We start from the raw sequence: 14,023 nt of genomic DNA, 5'->3' as shown, positions 1-14,023 counted from the left end.
CTTTTAGAGAGAAGGTGTATTAATGCCAAGAGTTTCTAAACGGATACAATTACTAGAAGCAGCAGCTTCTATCGTTAATGAACAAGGTAGTGAATATTTAACTTTAGATGCTGTTGCTAAGAAGGCAGGCGTAAGTAAAGGTGGCTTATTGTATCATTTCAAAAACAAATTCGCATTAATTCAAGGTCTTGTCGATCATGCAGACGAAATATATCGAATTAACGTTGATAAACATGTGCAAGCTGATGAGCAACAACAAGGTAAGTGGATACGGGCATTTATAGGTGCCACACGCGAATATAGTTCAGAAAATGCATCTATCACTTCAGGAATGTTAGCGGCACAAGGTATAAATAGTAATTTATTATTACCTTTACAAGACACATATAAAGAATGGCAATCCAATATTGAAAATGATGGCTTAGACAAAGTTGATGCAACAATTATCAGATTAGCAGTTGATGGGCTATGGTTGTCTGAAATATTTGGTTTAGCCGCAATTGATGATTCGATGCGAGCTGAGGTTTTAGAAAGGTTAACAGCTTATACAAAAAATGAAAAAATCGATTAAAATGCGTCGATAAGAATAGAAATTATAAAAAAATAATTTAATGAAAATTTCATAAAAAACGCTGATAGTAAAGGGATAGTCAATGATTCAAAATTGATTAATCCCTTTTTTTATATTTTATAAGGTTGAAAGTAAACCGTCTGGTTGGTACACTAATCGATGTATTAAAAAACTCTGTTGGAGGTTTATATTAATGAAGAAAGTTATGCTAACAGCAGCTATAACAGGTGCTGGAGATACTACAGAAAAAAATAAAAGTGTTCCTGTAACACCTCAAGAGATTGCTGATTCAGCCATAAAATGTGCAAGAGCAGGAGCGACTGTGGCACATATACATGCTAGAGACCCAGAAACTGGTGGCATAAGTCATAACGTTGAATTTTTTAAAGAAGCAGTGAAATTAATTAGAGAAGCAGACGAAGATATTGTTATAAATATTACTTCTGGTGGCGGAGGAGACTTCATTCCGAATTTAGAAGATCCATATACTGGTGCAGAAGGAACTGACATGCAAACGCCAAAAGAAAGACATGAACCCGTAGGCGCATTATTACCAGAAATGTGCACCTTAGATTGTGGAAGCGTCAATATGGGTGATACGCTTTACTTAAGTCCAGCAGGTTGGTTAAGAGAACAAGCACAACTTGTTAAAGATGCTGGTGTTAAACCTGAGTTAGAGTGTTTTGATAGTGGTCACATTTCATTTGCTAAACAACTTATAAATGAAGGTTTAATTGAAGGAGAGCCAATGTTTCAATTCTGTCTTGGTATTCCGTGGGGAGCAGAAAACGACGCGGAAACGATAGAATATTTTAAGACACGTATACCTGAAAATGCACATTGGTCAGCATTTGGTATTGGTAGAATGCAATTTCCAACAGTAGAAGAAGCAGCTCAACGTGGAGGTAACGTACGTGTTGGCTTAGAAGATAATCTATATTTGGCAAAAGGTGTCAAAGCAACTAATGAACAACTCGTTGAAAAAGCTATAGAAATATTAAAAGGTTTAGATATAGAACCAATGACGCCGGCTGAAGCGCGTGAAAAATATCAACTTAGAAATCCACAAGGAGGCGCAAAATGAAATTCGCAGTCGTAGGAACAGGTGTTATTGGTAGTGGATGGATCACAAGAATGTTAGCACATGGACACGAAGTAATCGCTACTGATCCAAGTGAAGGTGCATATGAAAGAATGTTGAAACAAGTAAAACAAAATTGGCCATATGCCGAAGAACTTGGCTTAGCAGAAGGTGCTTCATTAGAAAACCTTACATTCACGCCTTATTTAGAAGAAGCAGTTAAAACAGCGGATCATATACAAGAAAATGTGCCTGAAATTGAATCATTAAAAGAACAAGTGCTTACTGAAATAGACTTTTATGCACGACCTGATGCAACAATAGGCTCAAGTACTTCAGGTATTAAACCTTCCGAGTTACAACAAAACTTGCAACATCCAGAGCGTTTAGTTGTTGCGCACCCATTCCATCCGGTATATATTTTACCGCTTGTAGAAATTGTTCCAGGACAACTAACTGCAGAAGAAACGACAGTAAAAGCTGAACAAGCTTATGAAAGTATTGGTATGGACGTACTGCATGTGAGACATGAAATAGAAGGTCATATTGCCGATAGATTAATGGAAGCACTTTGGAGAGAAGCATTGCATATCGTAAATGATGGCATAGCTACTACAGAAGAAGTAGATAAAGCATTCACGCATGCTGCCGGCTTACGTTACGCACAATACGGACCATTCATGACTTTCCATTTGGCAGGCGGGGAAGGCGGTATGCGCCACATGTTAAAACAATTTGGCCCAGCTTTGAAAAAGCCATGGACTAAATTAGTTGCGCCAGAATTAACGAAAGACTTATATGATGAAGTTGTTAATGGATGTGAAGCATCATCACAAGGCCAAACGATGTCAGAGCTTGATCAAAAGCGCAACGAATTCTTAATAAAAGTTAAAAAATTAGCAGAAGAATATTGGCCAGAAGATACACCATCAATGAAAAAATCTACAAGTCCATCGGTGTATTAATATGATACGTTCACAATTTGAATATACGACTAAAGTGAAAGATATTTGGGTAGACCACAATGGCCATATGAATGATGCCGAGTATAATCGTGTTTTTAGTGATGCGACAGATGCTTGGCTTGCCTATCTAGGATTAGATAAGGAAACGATAGCACAAAGCCAATACACAGTATTTACTTTAGAAAATCATGTGATGTATTTAAAAGAAATTAAAGTAGATGAATTAATCTCGGTTAACGTTGAGTTATATGATTATGATGCGAAACGTTTACATGTGTTTATGACGTTAACAGATGCACATCAATCTCGTTGTGCAACTTATGAAGTGATGCTCATGGGTATGAATACAACCATAGATAAGCCTGAAGCATTTCCAGAAATGATAAAAAAATCAGTTGAAGATTATGCTGCTATAATTAATGTTAAAAATAAGCCCAAAGAGCTTGGACATCTGATTGGTATTAAGCATAAATAATATAATTGAAATGAATTTGAAACGATTGATCATCTATGTTTATTGAATGTTTTAATAAACAAAATTCATGAGTATAAATTGTTTATTTTTATTAATTAAGGTATCTTATTATATAGGGTAACAAAATCAAATTTTAATTTATTGTATAATTGATTTGTTTTTTAACAACCATAACGAATAAATTAGGGCTATTTGTAGCTATGTTGTTACTTATTTTAGAATTTGTATAACATTCACAAGTAGTCCTAAATTTATTATGAAATATTTTTAATTTAAATATGTACATAGAAAGGAATTGAACCATGTTAAGTATTAAAAACTTATCAAAAGTCTACGGTGGTGGGAAGAAAGCTGTAGATAATATATCATTAGATGTTGAAACTGGTGAATTTATTGCGTTTATAGGAACAAGTGGTAGTGGTAAAACAACTGCTTTAAGAATGATTAACAGAATGATAGAAGCTACTGAGGGACAAATAACTATCAATGGTGGTGATGTCCGCAAAATGAATCCAGTAGAATTACGTAGAAAAATTGGTTATGTAATTCAACAAATAGGACTCATGCCTCATATGACAATTAGAGAAAATATCGTTTTAGTGCCGAAATTATTAAAATGGTCCCAAGAAAAGAAAGAACGTAAAGCGAAAGAATTAATTAAACTCGTAGACCTACCGGAAGAGTTTTTAGATAGATATCCATCTCAATTATCTGGGGGACAACAACAGCGTATTGGGGTAGTGCGTGCATTAGCTGCTGAACAAGATGTCATATTAATGGACGAACCATTTGGTGCATTAGATCCGATTACGAGAGATACATTACAAGATTTAGTAAAAGAATTACAACAAAAATTAGGTAAAACATTTGTTTTTGTTACACATGATATGGATGAAGCGATTAAGCTAGCAGACAAAATATGTATTATGTCTGAAGGACAAGTTATACAATTTGATACGCCAGACAATATCCTACGTCATCCTGCAAACGATTTCGTACGTGATTTTATTGGTCAAAATAGATTAATTCAAGATCGTCCAAACATGCGTACAGTTAAAGATGCAATGATTAAACCTGTAACTGTACACGCAGATAGTTCATTGAATGAAGTAGTTAAAGTCATGAGAGAGCGTCGTGTAGATACTATTTTTGTTGTAGGTAATAACAGTAGATTATTAGGTTACTTAGATATTGAAGATATTAACCAAGGATTACGCGCAAACAAAGAACTTATCGATACGATGCAACGAGATATTTATAGAGTAAGAATAGACAGTAAATTGCAAGATTCAGTACGTACAATATTAAAACGAAATGTAAGAAACGTTCCGGTAGTGGATAAAGATGGTGAAACATTAATTGGATTAGTTACGAGAGCAAACCTAGTGGATATTGTTTATGACAGTATTTGGGGCGAAATAGACGAAGATGACAATGCGAATCAAAATGCAATAGTCGAGCCCGAAAATGTAGGAGCTGATAAATAATGAAAGTTTTCATAGAGCAATATGGTGGGCAACTGATATCAAAAACAGCTGAACACTTTTATATCTCAATGATCGCATTGTTAATCGCTATCGTAGTTGCTGTTCCATTAGGCATTATCTTATCCAAAATGAAGAGAACTTCAAATATCGTACTCACAATTGCTGGTGTGCTTCAAACAATACCAACGCTTGCGGTATTAGCTATCATGATACCGATATTTGGTGTGGGGAAATTACCTGCAATTGTAGCATTATTTATCTATGTACTTTTACCAATATTGAATAATACTGTGTTAGGCGTCAAAAATATCGACAATAATATTAAAGAAGCTGGCACAAGTATGGGAATGACGAAGTTACAACTTATGAAAGATATTGAGTTACCATTAGCCTTACCACTTATATTAGGTGGCATTCGATTATCATCTGTATATGTAATCAGTTGGGCTACGCTAGCAAGTTATGTTGGTGCAGGCGGTTTAGGTGACTTTGTATTTAACGGGTTAAATTTATATGATCCATTGATGATTGTAAGTGCAGCTATACTTGTAACAATTTTAGCTTTAGTTGTAGACGTATTACTTTCAATAGTCGAAAAATGGGCTGTTCCAAAAGGATTAAAAGTATCCAGATAATAAAAGGAGGACATTATGAAGAAGTTTAAACAGTATAGTATCGTGCTTGTACTGTGTCTGACGGTGTTATCTGGATGTAGTTTACCTGGTTTAAGTGGTAGCAGCTCAGATGATGAAGTTAAAATTACAGCACTTGCAACGAGTGAATCACAAATTATGTCTCATATGCTGAGACTCATTATAGAACATGACACAGATGGTAAGATTAAACCATCATTAATTAACAATTTAGGTTCAAGTACCATTCAACACAATGCTTTAGTGAATGGTGATGCGAATATGTCTGGGGCAAGATACACTGGCACAGATTTAACAGGAGCATTAAATGAAGACCCAATAAAAGATCCTGAAAAAGCGATGACAGCCACTCAAGATGGATTCCAAAAGAAATTTGATCAAACATTCTTTGATTCATATGGTTTTGCGAACACATACGCATTTATGGTTACTAAAGAAACGGCTGAAAAATATAATTTAGAAACTGTTTCAGATTTGGAAAAACATAGCGATGAGTTAAGACTAGGCGTAGACAGTTCGTGGTTACATCGTGAAGGTGATGGTTATCCTGGGTTTACGAAAGAATATGGATTTGATTTTAATACAGTTCGCCCAATGCAAATCGGACTTGTATATGATGCATTAAATTCAGGAAATCTAGAAGTCGCAGTTGGTTATTCAACGGATGGACGTATTGAGGGGTATGACTTAAAAGTACTGGAAGACGATAGACGCTTTTTCCCACCATACGACGCAAGTGCAGTAGCAACTAACGATTTATTAGAAAAACATCCAGAATTAAAACCGAGTATTAATAAATTAGATAAAAAAATATCAACAGAAGAAATGCAAAAGCTTAATTATAAAGCAGATGGCGAAGGCCAAGAACCAGCCGTTGTAGCTGAAAATTTCTTGCAAGAACACAACTATTTTGAAGACGATAAGAAAGGTGGTCAAAACTAATGGAAGGTAATTTATTACAGCAATTAGTCGAATATTATTCAGTCAACTTTGGCTACCTATGGGATTTATTTATTATGCATTTATTAATGTCGGTATACGGTGTTTTATTTGCAGCAATTGTAGGTATACCATTGGGTATTATGATCGCTAGATATAAAAAATTATCATGGACGATTATTACAATTGCGAATATTATACAGACTGTACCAGTTATTGCGATGTTAGCAATTTTAATGTTAGTGATGGGCTTAGGTCCAAACACAGTTGTTTTAACGGTGTTCTTATATGCATTGTTACCTATAATTAAAAATACTTTTACAGGCATTATTGGTGTTGATGAAAACATTAAAGATGCGGGTAAAGGTATGGGAATGACACGAAACCAAGTATTACGTTTGATTGAGTTGCCATTGTCTTTATCTGTTATTATAGGTGGTTTAAGAATCGCACTTGTTGTAGCAATTGGTGTTGTAGCAGTCGGATCATTTATTGGAGCACCAACTTTAGGTGACATTATCATTCGTGGTACAAACGCAACAGATGGAACGACGTTTATTCTTGCGGGGGCGATTCCAATTGCATTAATTGCAATTCTAATTGACGTCGGATTGAGATTTTTAGAAAAACGTTTAGATCCTTCTAATAAAGCACAGAAAAAAGAAAAACATAAGCCACAAAGTATTAATTAATAAAGGGTAGTGAATAAAGTTGGCAATTTTATCAATTAATTATAATTCTAAAACGATAGGTATGCATCATCATTTTATGGTGATTTTACCGGAAGATGAAAGTTATTTTAATAAAGCAGCACAACCGAAACCATTGAAAACTTTATTATTACTACATGGTCTTTCAAGTGATGAAACTTCTTATATGCGTTATACGAGTATCGAACGTTATGCCAATACTTATCAATTAGCAGTTATTATGCCAAATGCTGATCATAGTGGATACAGTAACATGGCTTATGGCCATAACTATTTTGATTATGTATTAGAAGTGTTAGATTATGCGCACCAAATTTTACCATTATCTGATAAAAGAGAGGATAATTTTATTGCTGGTCACTCTATGGGAGGCTATGGCACAATAAAATATGCTTTATCACAAGGTCATCGTTTTGCTAAAGCTTGTCCATTATCAGCAGTATTTAATGGGCAACACCTTATGGACTTTGATTGGTATGATTTCTCAGGTGAAGCAATAGCAGGTACCAATAAAATAGTTAAAGGCACTGATTTAGATCCATATCATTTAGTCGATGAAGCAATCGACCAAAATAAATCTATTCCAGAGTTACTCATCATGTGTGGCACGGAAGATGAATTGCATGAAGATAATCAACAATTTATTAAGTATTTAGATGAAAAAGCAATTCCATATCAATTTGAAGATGGACCTGGTGAACATAATTATGCTTATTGGGATCAAAGTATTAAACGTGCAATTGAATGGTTTGTCAAAGCATAGTAACAGAAAAACAGCGAACAAATGTGTAAACACATTTGTTCGCTGTTTTAACGTCTCGATAAATTCTACGACTTTGTTGACTCTTTTTTGCAAAACTTCAACGGGAACAGCGTTAGTCTGTAGCCTTTGGTTAATGTTTTTCTTTTAGGAGTTGCCCGAATAATTGTCGTTTTTCAAATAATATAAGAAATAATTCATTATTTTTCATTAGTTGAACTTATATAAAGACAAACGAATATAAAAATGCGTTTGTCTGTTTCATAATAGTTATTACTGTTTCTAAATTGATTTATTAAACTGAAGAATTGCTACTTTTGAATTCTTCTTGTAGTTTACCTAAATGTCTTAATGTTGGTGTTAATGCTGCAAAGAAAAAGCCTTCTTTTAATTTACGCGCCTGTGGTGCACGAGGTGAATATGCTCTAGAACCACCGTTCACCATAGATGCTTGATTAACTTCAAGTAGTAAATAACCAGCTTCTTTTTTTAGATCAATTAGGTCACCAAATTGATTGTGTAAATCATTTGTATCTAATAAACTGTAAAATTGTTTCTTTATATTGTTAAAACGTGTTTCAAAGTCTTGAACATCATATTCTAGATATTTGTTAATACCATTTTGTGCATTAGAGAATTTATGAATTAAATCAAGTGACGAACGGACTGAACCTAATGCAATCGGTATTTGTAACGCTACAAATTGCGGACGTATTTTAGAAGCGAATGTTTTAGCGTCGTGTGTAATAATATGTGCTTCAGGAATGTCCACATCATTCATTTCAATTGAAAATGTTGCCGAACCATTTACACCCAAGAAACTAGACATTTCATTTATATTAACACCTTCTTGATTGGCTTGAACAATAAACATTACAAGTTCATCTGAGGTTTCAGACTTAGAAATAGCGCCAAAATAATGCTCTGCAGCAATATTACTAATCGCAGGTAATCGACCATTCACAATGAATTGCCCATCATTATAGTGATGTGACAAGTTGAATGATTCTAAATCATTAAATGATTTCATGGGGTTTGATAATCCTGTAGCACCTAAAATTTCTCCTGATAGTAATTGCTGTTGTAAGTCTTTATTTAAATGAGGTTGTTCTGCATTTTGTAAATAGGTAGAAAATGCAAGTTGGCACCACAAACAGAAGCCAGTTGTTAGACAAGATTGTGATACTTCTTCGATGACTTTTGAATTTGCTTTGACATCCTTTTCTTTAAAATAACCTTCTTTAAATAAAGTTTGAATGAAGGCTTTAGGATAGTGTGAACCGTCATCAATTTCTACTAAATATGGATCTAATTCGTTTTCAATATGTGTTTTTAAACTCATGAATTTGCTCTCCTTTATTCACCAAAACGTGTTAATATCATTTTCTCTAAATAACTAATGAGGCGATCAATTAAGAATCCGAATACCCCAATAAAGAATATAGCAGATAAAACATCTTCTAGATTCAACATATTTCTGGAATCAACAATTAAGAATCCGAGTCCAGATTGTGCGCCAATCATTTCGCCAGAAACTAAGAATATCCAGCTTGTTCCAACTGCCATATGTATACCACCCATAATATGTTTAAATGCACCAGGGAAGAGGATGTTTCGATATAATGACCATCCCTTTAAATTTAAATTAGATGCAATCTTCAAGTATTGGGGTTCCACATTTCTAATCCCTTTGATTGTATTAAAAACAATTGGGAAAAATGCTGCGATAAATATAATTGCCATTGCAGGTAAACTTCCGATACCAAACCATAAAACGACGAACGGTGACCATGCAATAGGCGAGACTGGTCTGATTAATTGAAATAGCGGTTCTATTGCATCAAATAACGCGTTACTGCGACCTAATAAAAAGCCAACTGGAACGCCTATGATAACTGCAAATCCAAATCCTACAATAAAGCGAAATAAACTGATGCCTAAGTGGGCAAATATTTCCCCGGTAATAATGAACTCCCATATACTTTTTGCTACTAATAATGGTCCAGGCAAAAGAATAGGCTGATATTGTCCAATCCATATTACGCATTGCCATATAAATAGGAAAATGATAAAAGTAAGGATTGGTAATGTCCATTTTTTGACTATATTAGCTGTCATTTCATTTATCCCTCCTTATAGAGCGTAGGATCAACAAAATCTTTATAAGCAGGTGCTTTAAAAAGATTATGATCATTTACTAAATCTGTAATTTTACTGTAACCATCTTTTTTAATTGTTAAATCGCCGTATGAAGTCCATTCGGCTGATTGTTTTAGAACTTTTCTATCTTGCTTAAAGTTTTTTGTCATGACATCAACACTTTTTTCTTTATTGTCCATTTTATAACCAGCTTGTTTATAATCTGACATGAATTCTTTGGCAACTGTATGATGTTGATCAATAAGATCACTTCTAAGTACGAGTGCGCAACAATAAGCATCTGGAACGATATCGCTACCATGTTTTAAAGTGTCGCCTTTGCCTAGTTTTTCTCCAAGTGCACCGAATGGTTCTGCCACAGAATAACCCGAGATTCGATCTTCGCTTAACGCTGCAGGCATTTCTGCAGGGGCCATTTCATGATAACTAAACGTGTCAGACTTTAAGTTCATTTGCTTTCGCATTTCTTCTAGTAATAAATAATGTGTTGAATAACGATGCGGTATAGCAAAACTGTACTCTCCGTGATTGTGGAAATCAGAAGCTTCTTTGCCTTTTTGCCCCATAATCACATTACCTTCATGATGACCCAAAGCGACTGCTTTAATATCTGAACCCTTTTGCTTTGATTTCATTGCAAGCTCAATCAGTGTAGATGCACCATCGATTTTACCGCTGTTCAAAGCATCCATAAGGTCTGGCCAATTATTAAAACGGATGAGTTCAAGTTCATAGCCGGATTTTTTAGCTTTTTGTTGAATTTCTTCTGTCATCATCAAATTTGCTGAATGTGTTACTGGAAGATACCCTATTTTTATAGTTTGTTTTTTACTTTCATTATTTTGACTATCTTGATTTTTATTTGGGCTACAACCAGAAAGAATAAGAAGGAGTATTAAAGTAAAAACGATATATTTTTTCAATTTACAACACTCCTTATAAATAATATTCTGGCTCTGCCATATGATGATTTAAAGCAAATTTTTCCATAATATCATTTCTAACTTTTAATAAATGGCTATCATTGCGGTTACGAGGATGAGATTGTTTTATATTGTACTGGCTAATAATCTCACAACCTTCACCGAGTAGCACGATATCATCTGAAAGATAAATCGCTTCATCAATATCATGAGTAACTAAAATGATTGTTGCTTTTGTGCGTTCTTTTAAACGTACAAGTTGATCTTGTAATTTATAACGTGTAAAGGCATCTAAGGCGCCTAAGGGTTCATCCATGAGTATGACATTTGGTTGATGCACCTGTGCTCTACAAAGCGCGACACGTTGTTTCATGCCACCGGATAATTCTTCTGGAAATAATTTTCCTTTATGATTTAAATCTACAGTTTTTAAATGTTTGTTTATGTCTTCATTGTTTATGTATTGAGATAAACCAATACGTATGTTGTCGTTTATATTTTTCCAAGGAAGTAAGTTGTGGTGTTGAAATATCATTAAACAATCAGGTGATGGCGTTTGCTTAACTTTTCCATCAATATTTACTGCACCTGAAGTAGGTGTTAAAAAACCACCAATAATATTTAATAATGTAGATTTACCACAACCACTTTTACCTATAAAAGTTACGATGTTACCTTTTTCTATATTTAATTCAAAATCATTAATGACTTGGTTATCGCCAAATTGATGTTGAACGTGGTCAATGTGAATCATTACAACACCTCGATTATCCTTATCGTTTTAGTATGGTTTATCCTTACACTAAAGGGCTATGCATACACATAGCCCGTGAAGTGATTGGTTTTAATGTTTTGTTTTTAAAAAGTGCATAAGAACTACTAATCTCAATTTCATTGAGAAAGTAGTTCTTTATATTTTCTCGATATCATCGATAGGTGTATCTACAGCTTTACGTGCGCGGCGAACAGCATCTTCGTCTGGTGCGTCGTATAAACAGATACATTTTGACATATCTTCACAAACGTAAGTACGTTGGAATTGTACTTCTGGTACTTCTTCATAATGTACTGAGTTTTTCTTTTTACGTGCTAAGTATTGATCCATAGAAACGCCTTCTGGAATATTCCAAGTTACTAGGTAATCTACATGTGCATCACCTTTTTTAACGTCTTCTAATTCTTTACCAACTAAACGTACTTCTTTAGCAAGATTTATATTAATTGAAGCATCTTCTAAAAATTGTTTTGCTTCAGTATCATCATTAGCTTCAACGATAAAGTAACCATGTGTAAGGTCTTCTGTCGCTTGTACTTCGATAAGCGTTGGTACTTCAGCAGTTGTTAAATCAGCTGCTTTCTTTTCTAATTCGCTTTTTGTTGAGGCAAAAGCTAAGTCATTTGCTTCTAGTAAATATAATGTCATAAATATTAACCTCCAAGATTGATAATACATGAATAATACAATAATCCTTATCAGATTACAAGGATATAATGATATGTAATTTTAATTTTCTGAAAAATGTTAATTAATTTATAGAATATTATAGATGGAGAGATTCAATTAATAAGTTAAGTAGCGATTTGTATGAGTATTAAAAATGATTGTAATTTAACTTTTTAAATGTAATTAAACACTATTATTCTTTTTTTAAAAGCAAAATTTTAAGGTAAGTGTTATTTTGATTATATTGGATTTTAAAAATAATTTTGAAACAGAAGATTCATTTTTTATCATAAGCAAAGGCTAATAATATATTCTAGTAATTATTTTGAGATAGATATAGACTTTTTTAGGACTAGACACTGAAAATTTTAAAGACGTGTATACCTATTTTGATATTTGCTCTAATATATTTTCGGGGGATAGAGGAGGAAAAGTATTATGGAGTCAGCTCAGTCGTTTGAAGGAGATAATAGATTGCTCCTAGGAATTTTTTTAGGAGTGATAACTTTTTGGTTGTTTGCGCAATCACTAGTGAATATTGTTCCTGATTTACAATCGTCTTTTAATACAAATTATGGAACGATTAATGTAGCTGTTAGTCTCACAGCATTAATGTGTGGTTTGTTTGTAGTTGGAACAGGTGGCTTAGCAGATAGATACGGTAGAGTGAAAATGACATACATTGGTTTAATATTAAGTATTGTTGGTTCACTGTTCATTATTATTCCAGGATTTATTCCATTGCTAGTGGTAGGAAGAGCGATTCAAGGTTTATCAGCAGCGTGTATTATGCCATCAACGTTAGCTATTATCAACGAGTATTATATTGGTCAGCGTCGACAACGTGCCTTGAGTTATTGGTCTATTGGTTCGTGGGGTGGCACAGGTATCTGTTCATTATTTGGTGGTATTATGTCTACATTTATTGGTTGGAGATCAATTTTTATTATATCTATTATTGTAGCTGTTTTATCCATGTACTTAATGAAACATGCACCTGAAACAAAGGGAGTACAATCAGACGCATCACGACGTGCGAAGTTTGATATTACAGGATTAGTCATCTTAATTGTTGGAATGTTAAGTGTCAATTTAATTATTACGCAAGCCTCTACTTATGGATTATTATCGCCATTCATTATGTCTTTAATCGTAATATTTATTGTGTCTATTATTGCGTTTGTTTTATATGAAGGTAGAGTGAAAAATCCTTTGATTGATTTCAGTATATTTAAACATAAGGGTTATAGTGGAGCGACTGTTTCTAATTTTTTATTAAATGCGGTTGCAGGTACACTTATTGTAGCAAATACGTATTTTCAATCAGGGTTACATTTTAATTCATTTCAATCAGGTGCTATGACAATTACATATTTAATTGCAGTCCTTGTGATGATACGTGTAGGAGAAAAAATACTTCAACGGATTGGACCTAAACGACCAATGCTTATCGGTGCGGCACTTAACGCATTTGGTATTATACTTATTTCGCTAACATTTTTACCTACGCCGATATATGTCATTATATGTGTAATAGGATATTTAATTTATGGTATAGGTTTAGGAATGTATGCGACACCTTCAACAGACACAGCTGTTTCTACAGCACCAGTAGACAAAGTAGGTGTCGCAGCAGGTGTGTATAAGATGGCGTCTTCTCTAGGTAATTCATTCGGTGTTGCGATTTCAGGAACGGTGTTTAGCGTAATATCTGCATCAGCAAATATTCATGTAGGCGCTATGTTTGGCTTATGGTTCAATGCGGCATTAGCAATCATTGCATTTGTTGCAGTGCTCGTATTAGTGCCAAAAAATCAATTTAATAATTAATAGAAAGATTAAAAAAACAAATCAA

The 14,023-nt window shown here is 34.0% G+C and carries 15 protein-coding genes; 10 read left to right on the top strand and 5 right to left on the bottom strand.

Annotated features, from left to right (window positions below):
• Nucleotides 1-22: 22 nt before the first annotated feature.
• The 9 genes from M4L39_RS12480 (at nucleotide 23) to M4L39_RS12440 (ending at nucleotide 7,644) form a co-directional block, all read left to right on the top strand.
• Nucleotides 23-571, top strand: a complete 549-nt coding sequence (locus tag M4L39_RS12480) for a TetR/AcrR family transcriptional regulator (RefSeq protein ID WP_277582302.1) — start codon at nucleotides 23-25, stop codon at nucleotides 569-571.
• A 193-nt stretch (nucleotides 572-764) separates the two neighbouring features.
• The gene (locus M4L39_RS12475) at nucleotides 765-1,655 is read left to right on the top strand and encodes a 3-keto-5-aminohexanoate cleavage protein (protein ID WP_277582301.1); all 891 of its coding nucleotides are present in this window, start codon (nucleotides 765-767) and stop codon (nucleotides 1,653-1,655) included.
• Nucleotides 1,652-2,617 carry a 3-hydroxyacyl-CoA dehydrogenase NAD-binding domain-containing protein gene (locus M4L39_RS12470; RefSeq protein WP_277582300.1) on the top strand — a complete coding sequence of 322 codons (966 nt, stop codon included), beginning with the start codon at nucleotides 1,652-1,654 and terminating at the stop codon, nucleotides 2,615-2,617. Before M4L39_RS12475 ends, M4L39_RS12470 begins: the two co-directional genes overlap by 4 nt.
• A 1-nt stretch (nucleotide 2,618) precedes the next feature.
• On the top strand, nucleotides 2,619-3,092 hold the full coding sequence (locus M4L39_RS12465) for a thioesterase family protein (protein WP_277582299.1): 474 nt from the start codon (nucleotides 2,619-2,621) through the stop codon (nucleotides 3,090-3,092).
• Between the two features lie 302 nt (nucleotides 3,093-3,394).
• Nucleotides 3,395-4,579 carry a betaine/proline/choline family ABC transporter ATP-binding protein gene (locus tag M4L39_RS12460; RefSeq protein WP_277582298.1) on the top strand — a complete coding sequence of 395 codons (1,185 nt, stop codon included), beginning with the start codon at nucleotides 3,395-3,397 and terminating at the stop codon, nucleotides 4,577-4,579.
• Nucleotides 4,579-5,214: an ABC transporter permease gene (locus tag M4L39_RS12455; protein WP_277582297.1), complete on the top strand. Its 636-nt coding sequence runs from the start codon at nucleotides 4,579-4,581 to the stop codon at nucleotides 5,212-5,214. The genes M4L39_RS12460 and M4L39_RS12455 overlap by 1 nt, the downstream gene beginning before the upstream one ends.
• Before the next feature lie 15 nt (nucleotides 5,215-5,229).
• On the top strand, nucleotides 5,230-6,174 hold the full coding sequence (locus tag M4L39_RS12450; protein WP_277582296.1) for an osmoprotectant ABC transporter substrate-binding protein: 945 nt from the start codon (nucleotides 5,230-5,232) through the stop codon (nucleotides 6,172-6,174).
• Nucleotides 6,174-6,863 carry an ABC transporter permease gene (locus M4L39_RS12445; protein WP_277582295.1) on the top strand — a complete coding sequence of 230 codons (690 nt, stop codon included), beginning with the start codon at nucleotides 6,174-6,176 and terminating at the stop codon, nucleotides 6,861-6,863. The genes M4L39_RS12450 and M4L39_RS12445 overlap by 1 nt, the downstream gene beginning before the upstream one ends.
• A gap of 19 nt (nucleotides 6,864-6,882) precedes the next feature.
• On the top strand, nucleotides 6,883-7,644 hold the full coding sequence (locus tag M4L39_RS12440) for an alpha/beta hydrolase (protein ID WP_277582294.1): 762 nt from the start codon (nucleotides 6,883-6,885) through the stop codon (nucleotides 7,642-7,644).
• Nucleotides 7,645-7,936: 292 nt separating this feature from the next.
• On the opposite strand, the gene M4L39_RS12435 is transcribed toward M4L39_RS12440, so the two are convergent.
• The 5 genes from M4L39_RS12435 to M4L39_RS12415 form a co-directional block, all read right to left on the bottom strand.
• A complete protein-coding gene (locus M4L39_RS12435; protein ID WP_277582293.1) occupies nucleotides 7,937-8,983 on the bottom strand; it encodes an acyl-CoA dehydrogenase family protein in 1,047 nt (348 codons plus the stop codon).
• 14 nt (nucleotides 8,984-8,997) lie between these two features.
• Nucleotides 8,998-9,759, bottom strand: coding sequence for an ABC transporter permease (locus M4L39_RS12430; protein ID WP_277582292.1), 762 nt, complete (start codon nucleotides 9,757-9,759; stop codon nucleotides 8,998-9,000).
• A gap of 5 nt (nucleotides 9,760-9,764) precedes the next feature.
• Nucleotides 9,765-10,724: an ABC transporter substrate-binding protein gene (locus M4L39_RS12425; protein WP_277582291.1), complete on the bottom strand. Its 960-nt coding sequence runs from the start codon at nucleotides 10,722-10,724 to the stop codon at nucleotides 9,765-9,767.
• Nucleotides 10,725-10,737: 13 nt separating this feature from the next.
• Complete coding sequence (locus tag M4L39_RS12420) at nucleotides 10,738-11,478, bottom strand: ABC transporter ATP-binding protein (RefSeq protein WP_277582290.1); 741 nt, start codon at nucleotides 11,476-11,478, stop codon at nucleotides 10,738-10,740.
• Between the two features lie 156 nt (nucleotides 11,479-11,634).
• Entirely contained in the window at nucleotides 11,635-12,147 is a 513-nt protein-coding gene (locus tag M4L39_RS12415) for a DUF4242 domain-containing protein (protein ID WP_277582289.1), read from the bottom strand.
• Between the two features lie 459 nt (nucleotides 12,148-12,606).
• On the opposite strand from M4L39_RS12415, the gene M4L39_RS12410 reads away from it, so the two are divergent.
• Complete coding sequence (locus M4L39_RS12410) at nucleotides 12,607-13,998, top strand: MFS transporter (protein WP_277582288.1); 1,392 nt, start codon at nucleotides 12,607-12,609, stop codon at nucleotides 13,996-13,998.
• Nucleotides 13,999-14,023 lie beyond the last annotated feature (25 nt).

This window comes from Staphylococcus equorum, from assembly GCF_029531845.1.
Classification (GTDB): Bacteria; Bacillota; Bacilli; order Staphylococcales; family Staphylococcaceae; genus Staphylococcus; species Staphylococcus equorum_C.
Note: the sequence above shows the minus strand (reverse complement) of the source record. Positions and strands in the feature narration are given on the sequence as shown.